The organism is Sphaerimonospora mesophila, from assembly GCF_001417795.1.
Taxonomy (GTDB): domain Bacteria; phylum Actinomycetota; class Actinomycetes; order Streptosporangiales; family Streptosporangiaceae; genus Sphaerimonospora; species Sphaerimonospora mesophila.
The window spans coordinates 211634-227054 of sequence record NZ_BCBX01000035.1 but is presented as its reverse complement, the minus strand read 5'-3'; the positions used below and the strand labels follow the sequence as shown (position 1 = coordinate 227054).

The window sequence follows — 15421 nt, the reverse complement described above, 5'->3', positions numbered from 1 at the left end:
CGGGCTCAGGCGACCACGCGCAGCGTCCGCAGGGTCGGGTCGTAGACGTCGGGGATGTTCATGCCGGCGGCGAGGCCGGTGCGCAGGTAGCGGAGGACGGCCGGGGTGATCCGTTCGCCGGGGGTCAGCGCGGGTGCGCCCGGCGGGTACGGCGTGGCCATCTCGGCGATCACCCGGCCCGCGGCCTTCTCGATCGGCACCTGCTCGGTGCGGCCGAAGAAGGCGTCGCGCGGCGGCATCACCGTCTCCAGCTCCAGCTCGCCGGGCTCGGGAAGCGCGACCTTCGCCGCCGTCGGCAGGTCTCCGGCGCCGGCCATCGCCCGCAGGGACTCGACCAGCACGTTCCTCGTGTCCATGTCGTCGCCGACCGTGATCTGCGCGCTGACCCGCCGATGGTCGCTCAGGGCCATGTTGACGTGCGCGCGCCGGCGCAGCCAGTCGGCGGCGTGATAGCCGTCGGCGCCGAGTCCGGAGACGTCGATGACGAGCTTGAGGGGGTCGAGCTCGAAGGCGTCGCAGGTCTCCATGTCCAGCACCCGCAGACCGCCGATCTGGTTGATCGCCGTGCGGGCGGACATGGCCAGGCCGATGGCGCGGTCGAGCAGTTCCTTGCCCTGCTCGACCATCTGCCGGCGCCAGCCGTCCATCGCCGCGTAGAGCAGGGTGGACGGGCTCGTCGTACCGAGAAGATCCTCGCGCTCCTTGAGCACCTGCGGATCGACGCGGTCGCCCTGCAGATGGAAGACGGATCCCTGCTCCAGGCCGTTGCCCATCTTGTGCACGCTGGTCACGCACACGTCCGCTCCGGCGTTCATGCCCCAGACGGGCAGGTTCTGTGGATGGAACGGCAGGTGTGCGCCCCAGGCCTCGTCGACGATGAAAGCGCGGTCATGGCGTACGCACACCTGCTTGATGCCGGCGAGGTCGGCGCAGGTGCCGTAATCGGTGGGGCTCGCGACCAGCACGCCCTTGGCGTCCGGCTCCGCCTTGAAGGCGGCCTCGACGGCGGCGGGTGAGGGCGGATAGGAGAAGTGGAGGTCGGCGTCCCATCGGGGATGCACCCAGACCGGCTCGACCCCGCTCAGGATCAGCCCGGAGATCACCGACTTGTGCGCGTCGCGTGCGACCAGCAGCTTCTCTCCCGGCCCCGCCACGGAGAGCATTGCGCTCTTGACCGACAGGGAGCTGCCGCAGGTGGAGAAGAACGCCTGCTGCGCGTTCACCGCCTCGGCCATCAACTGCTGGGCGTCTTCGAGCACGCCGCCCGTCATCAGGCGGTCGTCCAGCCCGTTCGTGACGAGAATGTCGGATCTGAAGACCCCCTCCCCGAGCACGGCGAGCACCCGCGGGTCCACCCCGCGCCCCTGCTTGTGCCCGGGAGGCGTGAACGACAGGTCACCGCGTTCGTGGTAGGCGACGAGGGCTTCCAGCACGGGTGCCCGAGACTGATCCATGGTGTCCCTCCTGGGTCGGTCCGCCCCTGATCCGGTTGCCCGGAGCGATCGAGGCATAACGGCGACAGGCAGGACACGGCCGCTATGTCGGAAACTCCGGGCGCGACCGGTTCAGGTGCGTGGCGGGCCCTCCCGTAATGGGGGCCCGCCACGTCCCTGATCGCATCCGGCTCAGACCAAGCTGCTCAGCGCGGACTTCTTCCGCCGTTCGTTCAAGGCGGCGTCACGGGTGGGCGCGACCAGCACATCGGCCAGCGCCTCGGCAGGAGTCTCCTTGATCGTGAACGTGTCCGTTCCGGTCACGTCGAGCACCAGCCGCAGAACGCCGTGCACTCCAGCGAGGCACATGGATCCGCCGACGCCTTTCAGAGCGTCGTGCGTCTCCAGCAGGGCCTCCAGTCCGTACGAGTCGCAGAACTGGAGCACGGACGCGTCCACCACCAGCTTGGTGCGTCCACGCTGGATGAGGTCTTCGATCGCGCCACGGAGTACATCCCCGGTGGCGATGTCGAGTTCACCAGCCAGCGCGACCACGGAAGCCGCCTGGTGATCGCTGACAGTAATCTCGAGTGGGATTGCCATATACGCGCCTTCATCCATTTTCGGGGCGTACTGTCTGAAACGACGCTACCCGGAGGAGTGTCAGGTCCCAGTAATGCCGGACGGTCGATGCGTCGGGAGTCCGTCGTGGAATTTCACCTTCCTCCCACAGAGTGGCAAATCCGTAAAAAGTCAACGGAAGCGGATCTTCGGGACGGGCGTCCCTCTACCCGGTACGGCCCTGCCGTACCTTGCCGATCCGCCGGATCCGCGGGGCCTGCCGGGTTTCGGGCACCGGATGCTCCGTCGTCACCGCTCAGGGGTGGGGGCGCTGCGGTCGGGTCGTTCAGGGGTGGGGGCGCTGCGGTCGGGTCGTTCAGGGGTGGGGGTTCGGCGGCCGGGGCCGATCGTGGGCGGGGTGATGGGTGTCGGCGGCGCGGGCGGCGAGAATCGCGGACAGGGCCTCGCAGTCGGCCGGGGTCAGGGGAGCGTGCGGGAGGAGATAGAGCAGGCCGCCGGGCCCGTCGACGAGATCGACCGGCAGCGGGCGCGAGAGTGTTTCCGTGGTCACGATGACCACCATTCTGCCGGGCGCGACCGACAGAACGCGTCCGCCGATCATGCCGATCGTCGCCCCGGGCGGCCTGCGGCGGAGCGGCCCCGCCGGTGGCCGGTGAACCGGTGGCCGGCGGGGCCGCTCCAATGGCCATCGGTCCACCGGTTCACCAGTGGAGACCGGCCGGGTCGGTCACCATTCGTACGGCAGGAACTTGCCGTTGAGCACGACCTCGACCCGGTCGCCCCCGGGGTCCGGAACCCGGCGTACCGCCATGTTGAAGTTGATCGCGCTCATGATGCCGTCCCCGAACTCCTCGTGGATCAACTCCTTGATCGTCGGGCCGTAGACCTGCAGGATCTCGTAGAACCGGTAGATCGTCGGGTCGGTCGGGACGGCCGCGCCGAGCGATCCGCGTGTCGGCTGGAGCCGCAGTGCCCGAGCCACGTCCTCGTCGAGGTCCAGCAGGTTCGCCGCCGCCGCGGCCTCCGCCTCGCTCATCGGGTGCTGGCCGAGCAGCGCCGCCACCGTCCACGGGACCGGTCGGCCCACCGCCTCGGCCAGTTGCGCCCAGGTGACGCCCAGCCTGGCCTTCGCCTCACGCACCGCCTGCACGGCCTGGTCTTTTGTCATGCCCTTCCTCTGTTTGTCGGTTTGCCGGTAACTCTAGGCAATCGGCACCGGACCTGACGTATGGGGGAAGGGTCGTGCAGTCAGATCGCGGCGATCGTGGCGGGGGCGCGCTCGGCACGGCTGAGGGCACGCAGGACGGCGGTCGCGCCGTGCCGCCGTACGGCCAGGCGCGACAGCAGGTCGATCACGGTGTCCATGGCGGACTGCGGGAACGCCGGTGTCGGAACGCCCACGCTGACCGCGAGATCGTCGGAGTGGACCGCCAGCTCCATCATCCGGGTGATCAGCAGGTCGTCGAGCCGCACCACCCTCGCCGCCCACGGCAGGCTGACCACCGGATCGCCCGCCGCCGCCAGGCCGTCCGACAGCTCCTCGAGGGTGGCGTCCACCCGGGCGATCAGCGCCGCCGGCCCCTCTTCTGCGACCTGCTCGCCCCTGTCGCGGACCCTGACGTTGGCCTCGTCGTCGAGATCGGCGCCGATCCACTGCGCCCTGTCGTAATAGCCGAGGAGAGAAAGGACCTGCTCCTGCTGCGGCACGGGCGTGGCCAGGGCCTGCGGGACGACCAGGATCTGGTTCGCCAGATGGCCGGCGAGGCCGCCGACGCTGAACTTCGGGAGTGAGCTCGGGCTGCTCCAGGCGGTCGCGACCGCCGGTTCGCGCAGCAGTTCAGCGGCCGATCGGGCCATGGACAGGTAATCGGCCTTGACACCGCTCATTCGTCGTCTCTCCTCGGTGAGCCTCGGGTCCTGTCGGTGGTTCCTCCCTCGGCGTCCGGCCCGCCTCTGCACGCACGGATCTCGGCACGCCGGGACAAGGCTCTCACAGCCGAGCCCTCGGGTGACCGAGATGTCGCCTTTGCGGAGTAGTAGCTTTGCGCTATCTTGGTGATATCACTTCGATAGCCGATGAAGGGGAGAGGCGATGGAACGACGGGCGTTCCGGCTGAACGGCTTCGCCGTACTGCTGGTCCTGCTGGTGCCGGCCGGTGCGCTGGTGCCGGGCTGGCAGAGCAAGCTGTCCGGGTTGGACTCGACGGCGTGGGAGGAGGGGCTGCCCGAGGGCGTCGGACTGCTGATCGCGCTGACGATCGTGTGGCTGGTGGTCGCCGTGATCGTGGCGTCGGGCTTCACCGTCATCAATCCGAACGAGGCCAAGGTCGTGCAGTTCCTGGGCCGATATGTCGGCTCGTTGAACGCCGCCGGGTTCCAGTGGGTGCTGCCCTTCACCACCAAGCAGCGGATCACGCTCCGGGTGCGCAACTTCGAGACCGCCAAGCTCAAGGTCAACGACGCCGACGGCAATCCGGTGGAGATAGCCGCGGTCGTGGTCTACAAGGTCGTCGACACCGCGCGGGCGGCGTTCTCCGTGGACGACTACGAGGAGTACGTGGCCATCCAGTCGGAGGCCGCCGTACGGCACCTGGCCACCAGTCATCCGTACGACTCCCACGAGGAGGGCCGCACCAGCCTGCGCGACGGCGCCGAGGTGGCCGGGGAGCTCACCGCCGAGCTGCGTGATCGCACCGACCTGGCCGGCGTGGAGGTCCTGGAGGCGCGGATCACCCACCTGGCCTATGCCCCCGAGATCGCCCAGGCCATGCTGGTCCGTCAGCAGGCCGCACAGGTGGTCGCCGCGCGTGCCCACATCGTGGAGGGCGCGGTCGGTATGGTAAGGCTCGCCCTGGACCGGCTGTCGGAGCAGGGAGTGGTCGAACTCGACGAGGAGCGCAAGGCCCAGATGGTGTCCAACCTCCTGGTCGTCCTCTGCGGCGACCGGGCGACCCAGCCGGTGGTCAACGCCGGCAGCCTCTATGCCTGACCATGCCGGAACGCAAAAAGCTCCTGCTCCGGCTTGATCCCGCCGTCTACGAGGCCGTCGCCAGATGGGCGGCCGACGATCTGCGCAGCATCAACGCCCAGATCGAGTACGGCCTGCGCCTCGCGCTCAAGCAGGCGGGGCGCGAGCCCAGGCGGCCCGGCGCGAAGGACCCCGGGGAAAGGGAGTCCGGGGAAAGGGAGTCCGGCGGCGAGCCCGCCGGGGAGGAGCACCCGCGCACCGGCCGCTGATCCGCCGACCGATCGGCCGTACATCGCCTCTATGCACACCGTGTATAGAGGCGATGTATAGTCGTCGGCATGTCGGTTTCCCACACGTTGCTGGCGCTGCTGGAACGCGGCCCTCGGCACGGGTACGACCTCAAGCAGGAGTTCGACGCCCAGTTCGGCCAGGATCGTCCACTCCATTACGGCCAGGTCTACGCCACGCTGGCGCGGCTGCTGAAGAACGGGCTCGTCGAGGTCGACGTGGTCGAGCACGGGGGCGGGCCCGAGCGCAAGCGGTACGCCATCACGGCCGCCGGCGTCAGCGACGTGGAGGGATGGCTGTCTCGGCCGGAGCGCCCCGATCTCTACCTGAACAGCACCCTCTATACCAAGGTGGTGCTCGCGCTGCTGACCGGCCGGGACGCCGCGACGATCCTCGACGTCCAGCGCGCGGCGCACCTCGACCTGATGCGCGAGCTGACCCGGCGCAAGACGCGCGGGGATCTGGCCGACGCGCTGATCTGCGACCACGCGATCTTCCACCTCGAGGCCGACCTGCGCTGGCTGGAGCTGACCGGCTCCCGGCTGGACCGGCTCGCCGCTGAGGTCCGCCGGTGACGGGCGAGGCTCCCCGGCCCTCCACCGGGCAGGCTCCGCTGCTGTCGGCCCGCGACCTGCGCAAGACGTACGGCCCGACCACGGCGCTCGACGGGGTGAGCCTGGACGTGCGACCGGGCGAGATCGTGGCCGTGATGGGCCCGTCGGGCTCCGGCAAGTCGACGCTGATGCACTGCCTGGCCGGCATCGTGCGTCCGGACTCCGGAGAGCTGCGTTATTGCGATCGGGATCTGATCACCGCGTCCGACGCGGAACGCAGCGCCCTGCGGCGGAGCGAGTTCGGTTTCGTCTTCCAGTTCGGGCAGCTCGTTCCCGAGCTCACCTGCCTGGAGAACGTGGCGCTGCCACTGCGGATGGAGGGCGTGCGGCGCAAGGAGGCGGAACGGCGGGCCGCGCACTGGCTCGACCGGCTCGACGTGTCCGACGTCGCGGGGCAGCGGCCGGGCCAGGTGTCTGGCGGGCAGGGGCAGCGGGTCGCCGTCGCGAGGGCGCTGGTCACCGATCCCGCCGTGGTGTTCGCCGACGAGCCGACCGGTGCGCTCGACTCGCTCAACGGCGAGCTGGTGATGCGGCTGCTCACCGAGTGCGTCGAGCAGTCGGAGACGGCGGTCGTGCTGGTGACCCATGAACCGTCGGTCGCCGCCTACTCCCACCGTGAGGTGGTCGTACGGGACGGCAGGATCCGTACGAGCGCGGGACTGTCCCGGTGAGCCCGGGCAGGCCGCGGCAGCTCGCGTTCGGGGTCTGGCTGGCGTTCCGCGGTGGGGTGACGGGGTGGACGAGGCTGGCGTTGACCGCGACGGCCGTCGGCCTCGGCGTGGCGTTCCTGCTGCTGGCGGCATCCGTGCCGAACCTCCTGTCGGCGCGGGACGCCCGTGAGAGCGCCCGTGTCGATTACCTCCAGGACCTGGACCGGCGTGGTGATGACACTCTGCTGCTCGGCAGGGTCGACACCGAGTTCCACGGCGTCGCGATCCGGGGCCGACTCCTCCAGCCGGAAGGCCCCGCAGCGCCGGTGCCGCCGGGCCTGACGGCGCTGCCGGGACCGGGCGAGATGATGGTGTCTCCGGCGCTGGCCGAGCTGCTGTCCGCGCCCGGCAGTGAGCTGTTGCGTGCCAGGCTGGACTATCGGGTCGCCGGACGCATCGGGGATGAGGGACTGTCCGGGCCGGGCGAGTTCGCGTTCTACGCGGCCGGTGACCGGCTGGCGGGGAAGTCCGGTGTGCAGCGGCTGAACGCCTTCGGCGAAACGGGTCAGGGAGACGGTCTCAACCCGCGACTAATGCTGCTGGTCGTCGTCGCCTTCGTGGTGCTGCTGGCCCCGGTCGTGATTTTCCTGGCCGCCGCCGTGCGCTTCGGCGGCGAGTCGCGTGACCGCCGGCTCGCCGCGTTGCGGCTGATGGGCGCCGATCGGCGGATGACCCGGTGGTACGCCGCCGGGGAGGCGCTGGCGGGCGGGCTGCTGGGGTTGGCGATCGGGACCGTGCTCTTCCTGGCCGGACGGCGGCTGATCGGCCGGTTCACGCTGTGGCACATCAGCGTGTTCCCCGCGGACGCCCGGCCGAGCCTTCCGTTGACGGTGACGATCGCCGTCGCCGTACCGGCGCTGGCGGTCGTGGTCAGCCTGGGCGTGCTGCGCAAGGTCGCCGTCGAACCACTCGGCGTGGTCCGCCGCGCCGGACAGGGGCGACGACGGCTGTGGTGGCGTCTCCTGCTCCCGATCGCCGGGCTGGCCCTCCTCGCCCCGCTGTTCGGCGGCAGGGCGGACACCCATGGGCAGCTCACCCAAGTGCAGGTGGGAGGCGGCGTGGTCCTCCTGCTCGCGGGGGTGGTGACCCTGCTGCCATGGCTGGTGGAGGCGGTCGTACGGCGGCTCGGCGGGGGCGGAGGCCTGTCGTGGCAGCTCGCCGTCCGCCGGATCCAGATGGACAGCGCCTCCTCGGCGCGGCTGGTCAGCGGGGTCGCGGTGGCCGTCGCCGGGGCCATCGCCCTGCAGACGCTGGTCGCCGGGGTGCGGTCGGTCTCCGTCCAGGACACCGGGGCCGATCTCAGCCGGGCGCAGGTGATGGCCTCGCTCGACGAGGGAGTCACGTTCACCGAGGCCAAGGAGATCACCGCACGATTCGCGGCGACTCCCGGCGTGCGCTCCGTCACGGGTAACGCCACATCCATCGCGCTCGTCGCGGACGCCGACCAGGGCATGCCGTTCATCATGGGCACCTGCGCCGACCTGCGGGAGATCGCGGAGATCGCCCGGTGCCGCCCCGGTGACGCCTTCATCACGATCACCACAGAGGACGACCCCGAGCCGCCGCGTCCCGGACAGCGGGTCGTGGTCGAGGGGACGACCTGGACCATCCCGGCGACGGCCACGCCGGTGAAGGGCGAGAGATCGCCGGATGGCGGCGCGTGGCGCGGGGCGATCCTGGTCACTCCCGAGGCAGCGGCCGACCTCGCGGCGAAGCCGCTGCGGCTGCTGCTCTACCTCGGCCTCGACCCGTCCGAGCCGGACGCCGTGGAGCTGGTACGGAACACGGCGGCGGAGGTCAGCCCCCTGATGCGTGTGTACGGCATACAGGAGGTCCAGGTCGACGACAGGTTCGCCGGGATTCTGCGGGGGATCCTCGTGGGCACGGTGGCGATCCTGTTGCTGATCGGGACGAGCATGCTCGCGACCACGCTCGACCAGCTGAGGGAGCGTCGCGCCCTGCTGGCCACGCTGACCGCCTTCGGAGTCCGCCGCGCGGTGCTGACTTGGGCCACGCTGTGGCAGATGGCGGTGCCCGTCGCGCTCGGGCTCGTGCCCGCGGCCCTGATCGGCACCGGTCTGGGGCTGGCGCTGCTCGTGATGCTGGGCCTTCCGCCCCACGTCGGCGTGGCGAACCTGCTCCTGACGGTCTCCGCAGGGGCCGGCCTGGTCACCTTGGTGACGCTGGCGAGCCTGCCGGTTCAGCTGCGGCTCATGCGCCCCGAGGGCCTGCGCACGGAATAGGCCGCTCGCCTGTCATTCTCAGCGCGGACAGCCGTTTCGGCGGGCGCTTGGCGGGGTCCCGCTGCGGGTGTTTCCGATTCGTGGGTATTCGTTAGTAACGTCGCACTCTCGGGGTACGGCTTCGCCATCGATCATGACGTTGTTGCTGGAAAAACGCGGGTTTCACAGCAATAACGTCATGATCGATTTCGCCGGGCATGTTAAGAGCGGTGCGACCTCGGCGGTCCCGCCATTGCCCACGGAGGGTTCTCCGTCCCATGCCGCGACCGGCAGGCCGATGCGGCTCGGTCGGTGACGCGGAAATCCGGGTGAGGTCACCGGTCGCGCCGCCGTAGCCTCGGGAGGTGCGCCGGTTCCACAAGGGCGGCGCCCGCGAAGCAATGAGGAGACCGCATGTCGCCCGAGGTGCCCCGGCAGCCTGGGATGTCCGAGCTGCGCGCCGACTGCGCGAGCTGTTTCGGGCTGTGCTGTGTCGCGCTGCCCTTCTCCGCCTCGGCGGACTTCGCGATCGACAAACCCGCCGGGCGGCCCTGTCCCAACCTGCGGGCGGACTTCCGCTGCGGCATCCATCGGGATCTCAGGAAGCGCGGGTTTCCGGGTTGTGTCGCCTTCGACTGCTTCGGCGCCGGACAGAAGGTGTCGCAGGTGACCTTCGGCGGCCGGGACTGGCGGGAGGATCGGGCGTCCGCCGAGCGCATGTTCGAGGTGTTTCCGATCATGCGGCAGCTCCACGAGCTGCTCTGGTACCTGAACGAGGCGCTGACCCTTCCGGCCGCCCGCCCGATCCACGCTGATCTCCGGCGGGCTCTGGCCGAAACGGAGCGTCTCACCCACGACGGCCCCGACCTTCTCGTGAAGCTGGACGTGGCGGCGCACCGGAGCGAGATCGGCGACCTGCTGCTGCGCGCGAGCGAGCTCACCCGGGCCGCTGCCGTACCGGCCCTGAAGGGCGAGCCGGCGCGTGGCCGGAAGCGGTCCGGTGGGGCCGGGCGGGCTCGGAAGAAGGAGCTCAGAGGTGCCGATCTCATCGGGGCCGACCTCAGGGGCGCGGATCTGACGGGCGCCGACCTGAGAGGGGCCTACCTCATCGGCGCGGACCTGAAGGGCGCCGACCTGCGGGTGGCCGATCTCATCGGGGCGGACCTGAGGGGGGCCGATCTCGGCGGCGCCGACCTCACCGGGAGCCTCTTCCTCACCCAGTCGCAGCTCAACGCGGCCAACGGCGACGCCGCCACCAGGCCGCCCACCTCGCTCGAGCGCCCCGTCCACTGGGCGACCACCACCCGCTCCCGCCCGCCAAGATCGTGATCTTGGCGAAATGTGGGGTCACGGGCGTTGGGCGGCAGGTCGAATGGTCACCTGTATAGATTTTTGCCACATTAGATGCATCTTTCCTCCCTGCTCAATCTCCCCCAGGTCGTGAGGGCCTCGGCCTCCCGAGAGTTTTCGCCGATGAACCACCACAGGCCTCATCGATGGGCGCATAATCGCGGGTGGCAAGGCGGCCGGCAGTCGATGCGCCCGGTCGGGAAAAGGAGTAGCACCGAAACCGCAGGGAATGTTCCATGAACTGGCCGAGGTCAGCAATGGAGTCGCCATGAAATCGCAGGGAATCCTCCGTGCGCTGCCCTTTGTCGCGATATCCGGTGTGGTTCTGGCCGACCTGCTCGTCGGGCCTACCTTGGTCTTCCTGCCGTTGCTCACCCTGGGGCCGGCCTTCGCCTCGGTCTCGGGCGGCCTCCGCCGTACCGCGGCGGTGGGCGTGCTCTCGCTGGTGGTCTACGTGCCGCTGGCGGCGTACGACCAGTTGCTCGGCCGGCCGCAGAACACCCTCACGATGGCGTCGATCGTCGGGGTCACCGGGGCCAGCATGCTGGCGAGCGTGCTGCGGACCGGGCGCGAACGCGAGCTGGCCACGGTCCGGCTGGTCGCGGAGGCCGCCCAGCGCGTGCTGCTGCGCCCCGTCCCCCGCCGGGCCGGGGATCTGACGGTCGCGCTGTCCTACACCTCGGCCGCGGCGGAGGCGCAGATCGGCGGCGACCTCTACGAGGTGGTCGTCACGCCGGAGGGGGTGCGGCTGCTGATCGGTGACGTGCAGGGCAAGGGCCTGGAGGCCGTGGAGACCGCGGCGTGGGTGCTTGGAGCGTTCCGTGAGGCGGCCTATGACCAGGCCGAGCTGCTCGGTGTCGCCGAGCGGCTGGAGGCCAGCCTCGCCCGGCATCTGAGCGGTGAGAAGTTCGTCACGGCGATCCTCGCCGAGGTGCACGACGACGAGATCTGGCTGCTCAACTGTGGCCATCCCGCTCCGCTCGTGCTGGGCCGCGACGGTGGCGTCCATCTGGCCGAGCCGCCCGAGGAGGCCGCCCCGCTCGGGCTCGCCGAGCTCGGTTCTCCCCGGCCCAAGCCGTACGGCGTCCCGTTCAAGGACGGCGACCAGATCCTTTTCTATACGGACGGCGTCGTCGAGGCCCGGGACCGGAGCGGGGTCTTCTACCCGCTCGAGGAACGCGTGCGTCTGCTGCGGGCGCCCGACCCACAGGCCGCGCTGGACGAACTGCGCGCCGATCTGCTGCGCCACGTGGGCGGGCCCGTTCCGGACGACGCCGCGATGCTGCTCCTGCGCAGCCCGGAGGCCCACGGCCGGGTGGCCGATCCAGGTGTCGGAGCCGACGAGATGGGCAGGGAGGACGCGACCGCCGGCTGATCGCAAGGACCGCCTCGTTCAAGGAGGGGAGCAGGACATGGCGAAGACACGTGCCCGCGCCCGGGACAGGTTCTGGTCGGTGTTCTCGCCCACGAGTGAACCGCCGCGCAGCGCGCTCAACCTGCGCATCGCGCTGGCGGCATTCGGGCTGATCGTCTGCGGCGGCCTCGCCGTGGTGGCCGTGGCCGCCGGGGCGACCGCGCTCGCGATCGGCCTGGCCGTGCTCGCGGTCATCGCCGTGATCGATCTGGTGGTGGTGATCCGCCGCAGGGCGCGGCGCGGCGATGGGCACTCGCTCTTCGAATGACGGCCGCCCCTCACCGACCGCCCTCACCCGGACCGCCCCTCACCGGACTGCCCCTCACCGACCGACTCCACCGGGCCGTCTTCACCGGGCCGTCCCCCCCGGTACGGTCAGGCGGCGTCCGACCCGTCCCGGGCGGGGTGGAACTCGCCCATCGGCGTGCGCAGCGTCCCCTCCTCGGTGAACTCCACCCGTGCGCCGTCGCAGCGGAAGACCAGGTCGCGCACGGGCTCCAGCTCACGGAAGCCGCCTTGGACGATCAACGCGACCAGCCTGCCGTCCGCGCGGCGGGCCACGGTCGCGGTCAGCGGGCCGAGGCGATAGGTGCCGCACAGCGCGTCGAGCACCTCGTCGGTGAGGTGCGCGGTCTCCGGCACCCGCTCGAAGCGGATCGGCGCCACCGCGGCCTCCAGCTCCACGGCCACCGCCGTGACGTCGCCGTCGAAGTCGTGGAAGAACTGCACCGGCAGCGGGGTCTCGACACCGCCCAGGTCGACGACCAGCGTGAAGACCTCCAGGTGGCGGTGGTCGAGGCGGCCGGTCAGGGAGCGATATCGCCCCGCCAGGCCGTCGCCCGCCGCGAGGACGGTCAGCTCGCCGTACGCCGGATGCCGATAGCGGCCCACGTAGTCGCGCAGGGGCCGTACGGGCGCCGGATCCCGGGACGTGGACGTCATCCGCCGGTCGGACTGCGTACGGCCCTGGCGCAGCGCGGTCTCCAGGGCGAGGAACCGCTCGCCGTGCGGGCGTGGCTCCAGCCCGAGCAGGCGGTCGTAGATGAGGCAGGGCAGCGCGTCGCGCAGCGTGCTGCCGTCGCGGTTGCACAGCATCACCACACCGCAGGCCGCCTCCGGGATGACACCGACGTGCGCGGAGAAGCCGTCGATGTTGCCGCCGTGGTGCACCATGCGGTGCCCGCGGTAGTCCTCGACGAACAGGCCGAGGCCGTACCCGACCGGGCTGCCGATGGAGAGCAGCGAGCCCTCGGGAAGGGGCGCGGCCGGGGCGCGCAGCGGCGAAAGCACGCTCTCGGGAAGGAGCGGAGGGCGGCCGTCGACCGGGAGTCCCAGCAGCGTCAGCAGCCACGGCGCCAGTTCCTCGACGGAGGAGTTGAGCGCGCCGGCCGGAGCGATGAGGCCGAGCCGGGCGTACGGCACCTCGACGACCGGCGCGCCGGGCCGGGGGGACACGTACGGCGTCGCCGCGTCGTCGTCGGACCGCGTCTCGTCCACGGAGAAGTTGGTCCTGGTCATGCCGAGCGGATCCATCAGGTGCCGCCGCATGGCCTGCTCGTACGACATGCCGGCGACGTGGCCGGCGAGCTCCCCGGCGGCGGCGTAGAGCAGGTTGTTGTACTGCCAGGTCTGCCGGAATCCCCGGTTGGGTTCGAGGTGGCGCAGCTTCGCCAGGATCTCCGCGCGGGTCGACTCGTCGCGGGCGACGTACCACAGCATGTCGTGGCGGGGCAGGCCGGAGCGGTGGCACAGCATGTCGAACACGGTGAGCTGCTCGGTCGCGACCGGGTCGCGCATGCGGAAATCCGGCAGGTATTCCCGCACCGGCCGGTCCCACGCGAGCACGCCCTCGTGCACGAGGACGGCGCACAGCGCGGCGGTGAAGGTCTTGGTGGACGAGCCGATCGGGAACAGGGTGCGCGGAGTCACCGGCAGGTCGCGCGCGAGGTCGCGGCGGCCGAATCCCTCGCACAGCGCGATCCGCCCGTCCGCGACCACGAGCACGGCGCAGCCGGGGACCTCGAATCTCACCCGTTCCCGCTCGATGATGTCGCGTAGGTCGTCGACCAGATCGTTCGCCATGCTCACACTCCATCGTGCCGGGGCCCTCGGACGCATTGTGACCGGCGACGAGAGTACGCGGACCGCTTCGGCGGGGCGGACGATGCCCGGCCCTGCGGGCGGTCGGCAGACTTGCCCGATGGGTCTTTCATTGGTGGTGCGCGGCGGGACGGTGTACGACGGCGGCGGGGCGCCGGGAGTGGCCGCCGACGTGCTGGTGGCCGGAGACCGGGTGGTGGACGTCGGAACGGCCCCCGCCGAGCATTCCGGCCTGGTGATCGACGCGACCGGGCTCGCGGTCACCCCGGGGTTCGTGAACGTGCTCAGCCACGCCTGGCCCGACCTGCTGGTGGACGGCGGCGCCGAGTCCGAGCTGCGGCAGGGCGTGACCACCGAGGTCTTCGGCGAGGCCGACTCTCCCGGCCCGGCCGACCGGGCCTACGGCGACTACCTGCGGGACGTGTACGAGGCCTCGGTGACGGCCGACTTCCGGCGGCTGGGCGACGGGCTCGACGCGATCGAGCGCGGCGGCGTCGCGCCCAACGTCGCGAGCTTCGTGGGCGGCGCCAACCTGCGCTATCTCGGCGCCGGGTTCGCCGACCGCCGGCTGTCCGGACCCGAGCTCGACCGGGTCGGCGGCGTCCTGGCCGAGGAACTCCAGGACGGGGCCCTCGGCCTCGGCACGGCGCTCATCTACCCGCCCGGCCGGTACGCCGACACCGACGAGCTGGCCGCGCTGTGCGAGGTGGTCGCCGACCACGACGGGCTGTACATCTCGCATCTGCGCAGCGAGGGCGACGCGCTGCTGGAGTCCCTCGACGAGCTGCTGACGCTGAACGAGCGCACCGGGGTCCGCGCAGAGGTCTACCACCTCAAGGCCCTGGGCCGGCGCAACTGGCCGAAGATGCGGCAGGCCGTCGAGCGGATTGCGCTCGCCCGTGAGGCGGGCCGGCCGATCAGCGCCGACATGTATCCGTACGAGGCCGGCGGCAACCCGTTGTACGCCTGCGTCCCGCCGCGTTTCCAGGACGGCGGGCCGGAGGCCCTGGCCGCGCGGCTGGCCGATCCCGCCCAGCGGCGGGAGATGGCGGCCGCCCTGCGCACCGAGACCGCCGAGTTCGAGAACCTGTTCCTCGCGGCGGGCGGCGGCTCCGGCGTGCTCCTGCCCCGCGACCTGCGTGACGGCACGCCCGCGCGCGGGCGGCGGCTGGACGCGGTCGCGGCGACGCTCGGCATGGACGACGCCGAGGCGCTGCTGGAGGTCGTCGCGCGCGATCCGTGGATCTCGGCGGTGTACTTCTTCGTCGATCCGGCCAATCTCGAGCTGGGGCTGCGTCAGCCGTGGGTGTCGATCGGTTCGGACGCCTCCGCGCACCCGGCGTCGCCGCCGTGGTCGGAGCGCGGGACCCACCCACGCACGTACGGCACGTTCGCCCGGGTGCTGGGGCATTTCTGCCGTGACCGCAAGCTGTTCTCCTTCGCCGAGGCGGTTCGCCGGATGACCGGGCTGCCCGCCGAGACGCTGCGGCTGCCCGGCCGGGGGCGTCTGACGCCCGGGTCGTACGCGGACATCGTGGTGCTCGACCCGGACGCCGTGGCGGACACGGCCACCTGGGACGAGCCGCACCGGTACGCCCTGGGCGTGCGGGACGTCGTCGTCAACGGGGTGCCCGCGCTGTCGGGCGGCATGCCCACCGGGGTCCGTCCGGGCCGGCGGCTGCGGCGGGCGGGAAGCTGATCCCACCGGTAAGCCGACCCGCCAGGAGGTCGACAGCGGGG

General features: G+C 71.1%; 15 protein-coding genes. 9 read left to right on the top strand and 6 right to left on the bottom strand.

Translation table 11 applies throughout. The features are described from left to right. Positions 1-5 precede the first annotated feature (5 nt). The 5 genes from AP234_RS14840 to AP234_RS14820 form a co-directional block, all read right to left on the bottom strand. Positions 6-1454, bottom strand: a complete 1449-nt coding sequence (locus tag AP234_RS14840; protein ID WP_055480238.1) for an aminotransferase class I/II-fold pyridoxal phosphate-dependent enzyme — start codon at positions 1452-1454, stop codon at positions 6-8. 171 nt (positions 1455-1625) lie between these two features. Continuing rightward, entirely contained in the window at positions 1626-2036 is a 411-nt protein-coding gene (locus AP234_RS14835; RefSeq protein ID WP_160330443.1) for an STAS domain-containing protein, read from the bottom strand. Positions 2037-2370: 334 nt separating this feature from the next. After that, the gene (locus tag AP234_RS14830) at positions 2371-2565 is read right to left on the bottom strand and encodes a hypothetical protein (protein WP_152990417.1); all 195 of its coding nucleotides are present in this window, start codon (positions 2563-2565) and stop codon (positions 2371-2373) included. 177 nt (positions 2566-2742) lie between these two features. Next, positions 2743-3183 carry a cyanase gene (gene cynS, locus AP234_RS14825; protein ID WP_055480235.1) on the bottom strand — a complete coding sequence of 147 codons (441 nt, stop codon included), beginning with the start codon at positions 3181-3183 and terminating at the stop codon, positions 2743-2745. An 80-nt stretch (positions 3184-3263) separates the two neighbouring features. After that, entirely contained in the window at positions 3264-3902 is a 639-nt protein-coding gene (locus tag AP234_RS14820; RefSeq protein ID WP_055480234.1) for a maleylpyruvate isomerase N-terminal domain-containing protein, read from the bottom strand. Between the two features lie 205 nt (positions 3903-4107). On the opposite strand from AP234_RS14820, the gene AP234_RS14815 reads away from it, so the two are divergent. The 8 genes from AP234_RS14815 to AP234_RS14780 all read left to right on the top strand — a co-directional run bounded on the left by AP234_RS14815 (position 4108) and on the right by AP234_RS14780 (position 11849). Next, entirely contained in the window at positions 4108-5004 is an 897-nt protein-coding gene (locus tag AP234_RS14815; RefSeq protein ID WP_055480233.1) for an SPFH domain-containing protein, read from the top strand. Positions 5005-5006: 2 nt separating this feature from the next. Then, positions 5007-5252 (top strand): hypothetical protein, encoded by a 246-nt coding sequence (locus AP234_RS14810; protein WP_055480232.1) that lies wholly within the window; start codon positions 5007-5009, stop codon positions 5250-5252. Positions 5253-5321: 69 nt separating this feature from the next. Continuing rightward, a complete protein-coding gene (locus AP234_RS14805; protein ID WP_055480231.1) occupies positions 5322-5846 on the top strand; it encodes a PadR family transcriptional regulator in 525 nt (174 codons plus the stop codon). After that, positions 5843-6556 carry an ABC transporter ATP-binding protein gene (locus AP234_RS14800; RefSeq protein WP_200926524.1) on the top strand — a complete coding sequence of 238 codons (714 nt, stop codon included), beginning with the start codon at positions 5843-5845 and terminating at the stop codon, positions 6554-6556. The genes AP234_RS14805 and AP234_RS14800 overlap by 4 nt, the downstream gene beginning before the upstream one ends. Beyond that, entirely contained in the window at positions 6553-8838 is a 2286-nt protein-coding gene (locus AP234_RS14795; RefSeq protein WP_055480230.1) for an FtsX-like permease family protein, read from the top strand. The genes AP234_RS14800 and AP234_RS14795 overlap by 4 nt, the downstream gene beginning before the upstream one ends. Positions 8839-9231: 393 nt before the next feature. Continuing rightward, complete coding sequence (locus AP234_RS14790) at positions 9232-10146, top strand: pentapeptide repeat-containing protein (protein WP_055480229.1); 915 nt, start codon at positions 9232-9234, stop codon at positions 10144-10146. Positions 10147-10435: 289 nt separating this feature from the next. Continuing rightward, positions 10436-11542, top strand: coding sequence for a PP2C family protein-serine/threonine phosphatase (locus tag AP234_RS14785; protein WP_083502146.1), 1107 nt, complete (start codon positions 10436-10438; stop codon positions 11540-11542). Positions 11543-11579: 37 nt separating this feature from the next. After that, positions 11580-11849 carry a DUF6343 family protein gene (locus AP234_RS14780; RefSeq protein ID WP_200926523.1) on the top strand — a complete coding sequence of 90 codons (270 nt, stop codon included), beginning with the start codon at positions 11580-11582 and terminating at the stop codon, positions 11847-11849. A gap of 107 nt (positions 11850-11956) precedes the next feature. On the opposite strand, the gene AP234_RS14775 is transcribed toward AP234_RS14780, so the two are convergent. Then, the gene (locus AP234_RS14775; protein WP_055480228.1) at positions 11957-13663 is read right to left on the bottom strand and encodes a serine hydrolase; all 1707 of its coding nucleotides are present in this window, start codon (positions 13661-13663) and stop codon (positions 11957-11959) included. 118 nt (positions 13664-13781) lie between these two features. On the opposite strand from AP234_RS14775, the gene AP234_RS14770 reads away from it, so the two are divergent. After that, on the top strand, positions 13782-15380 hold the full coding sequence (locus AP234_RS14770) for an amidohydrolase family protein (RefSeq protein WP_063842923.1): 1599 nt from the start codon (positions 13782-13784) through the stop codon (positions 15378-15380). The last annotated feature ends 41 nt before the right edge of the window (positions 15381-15421 follow it).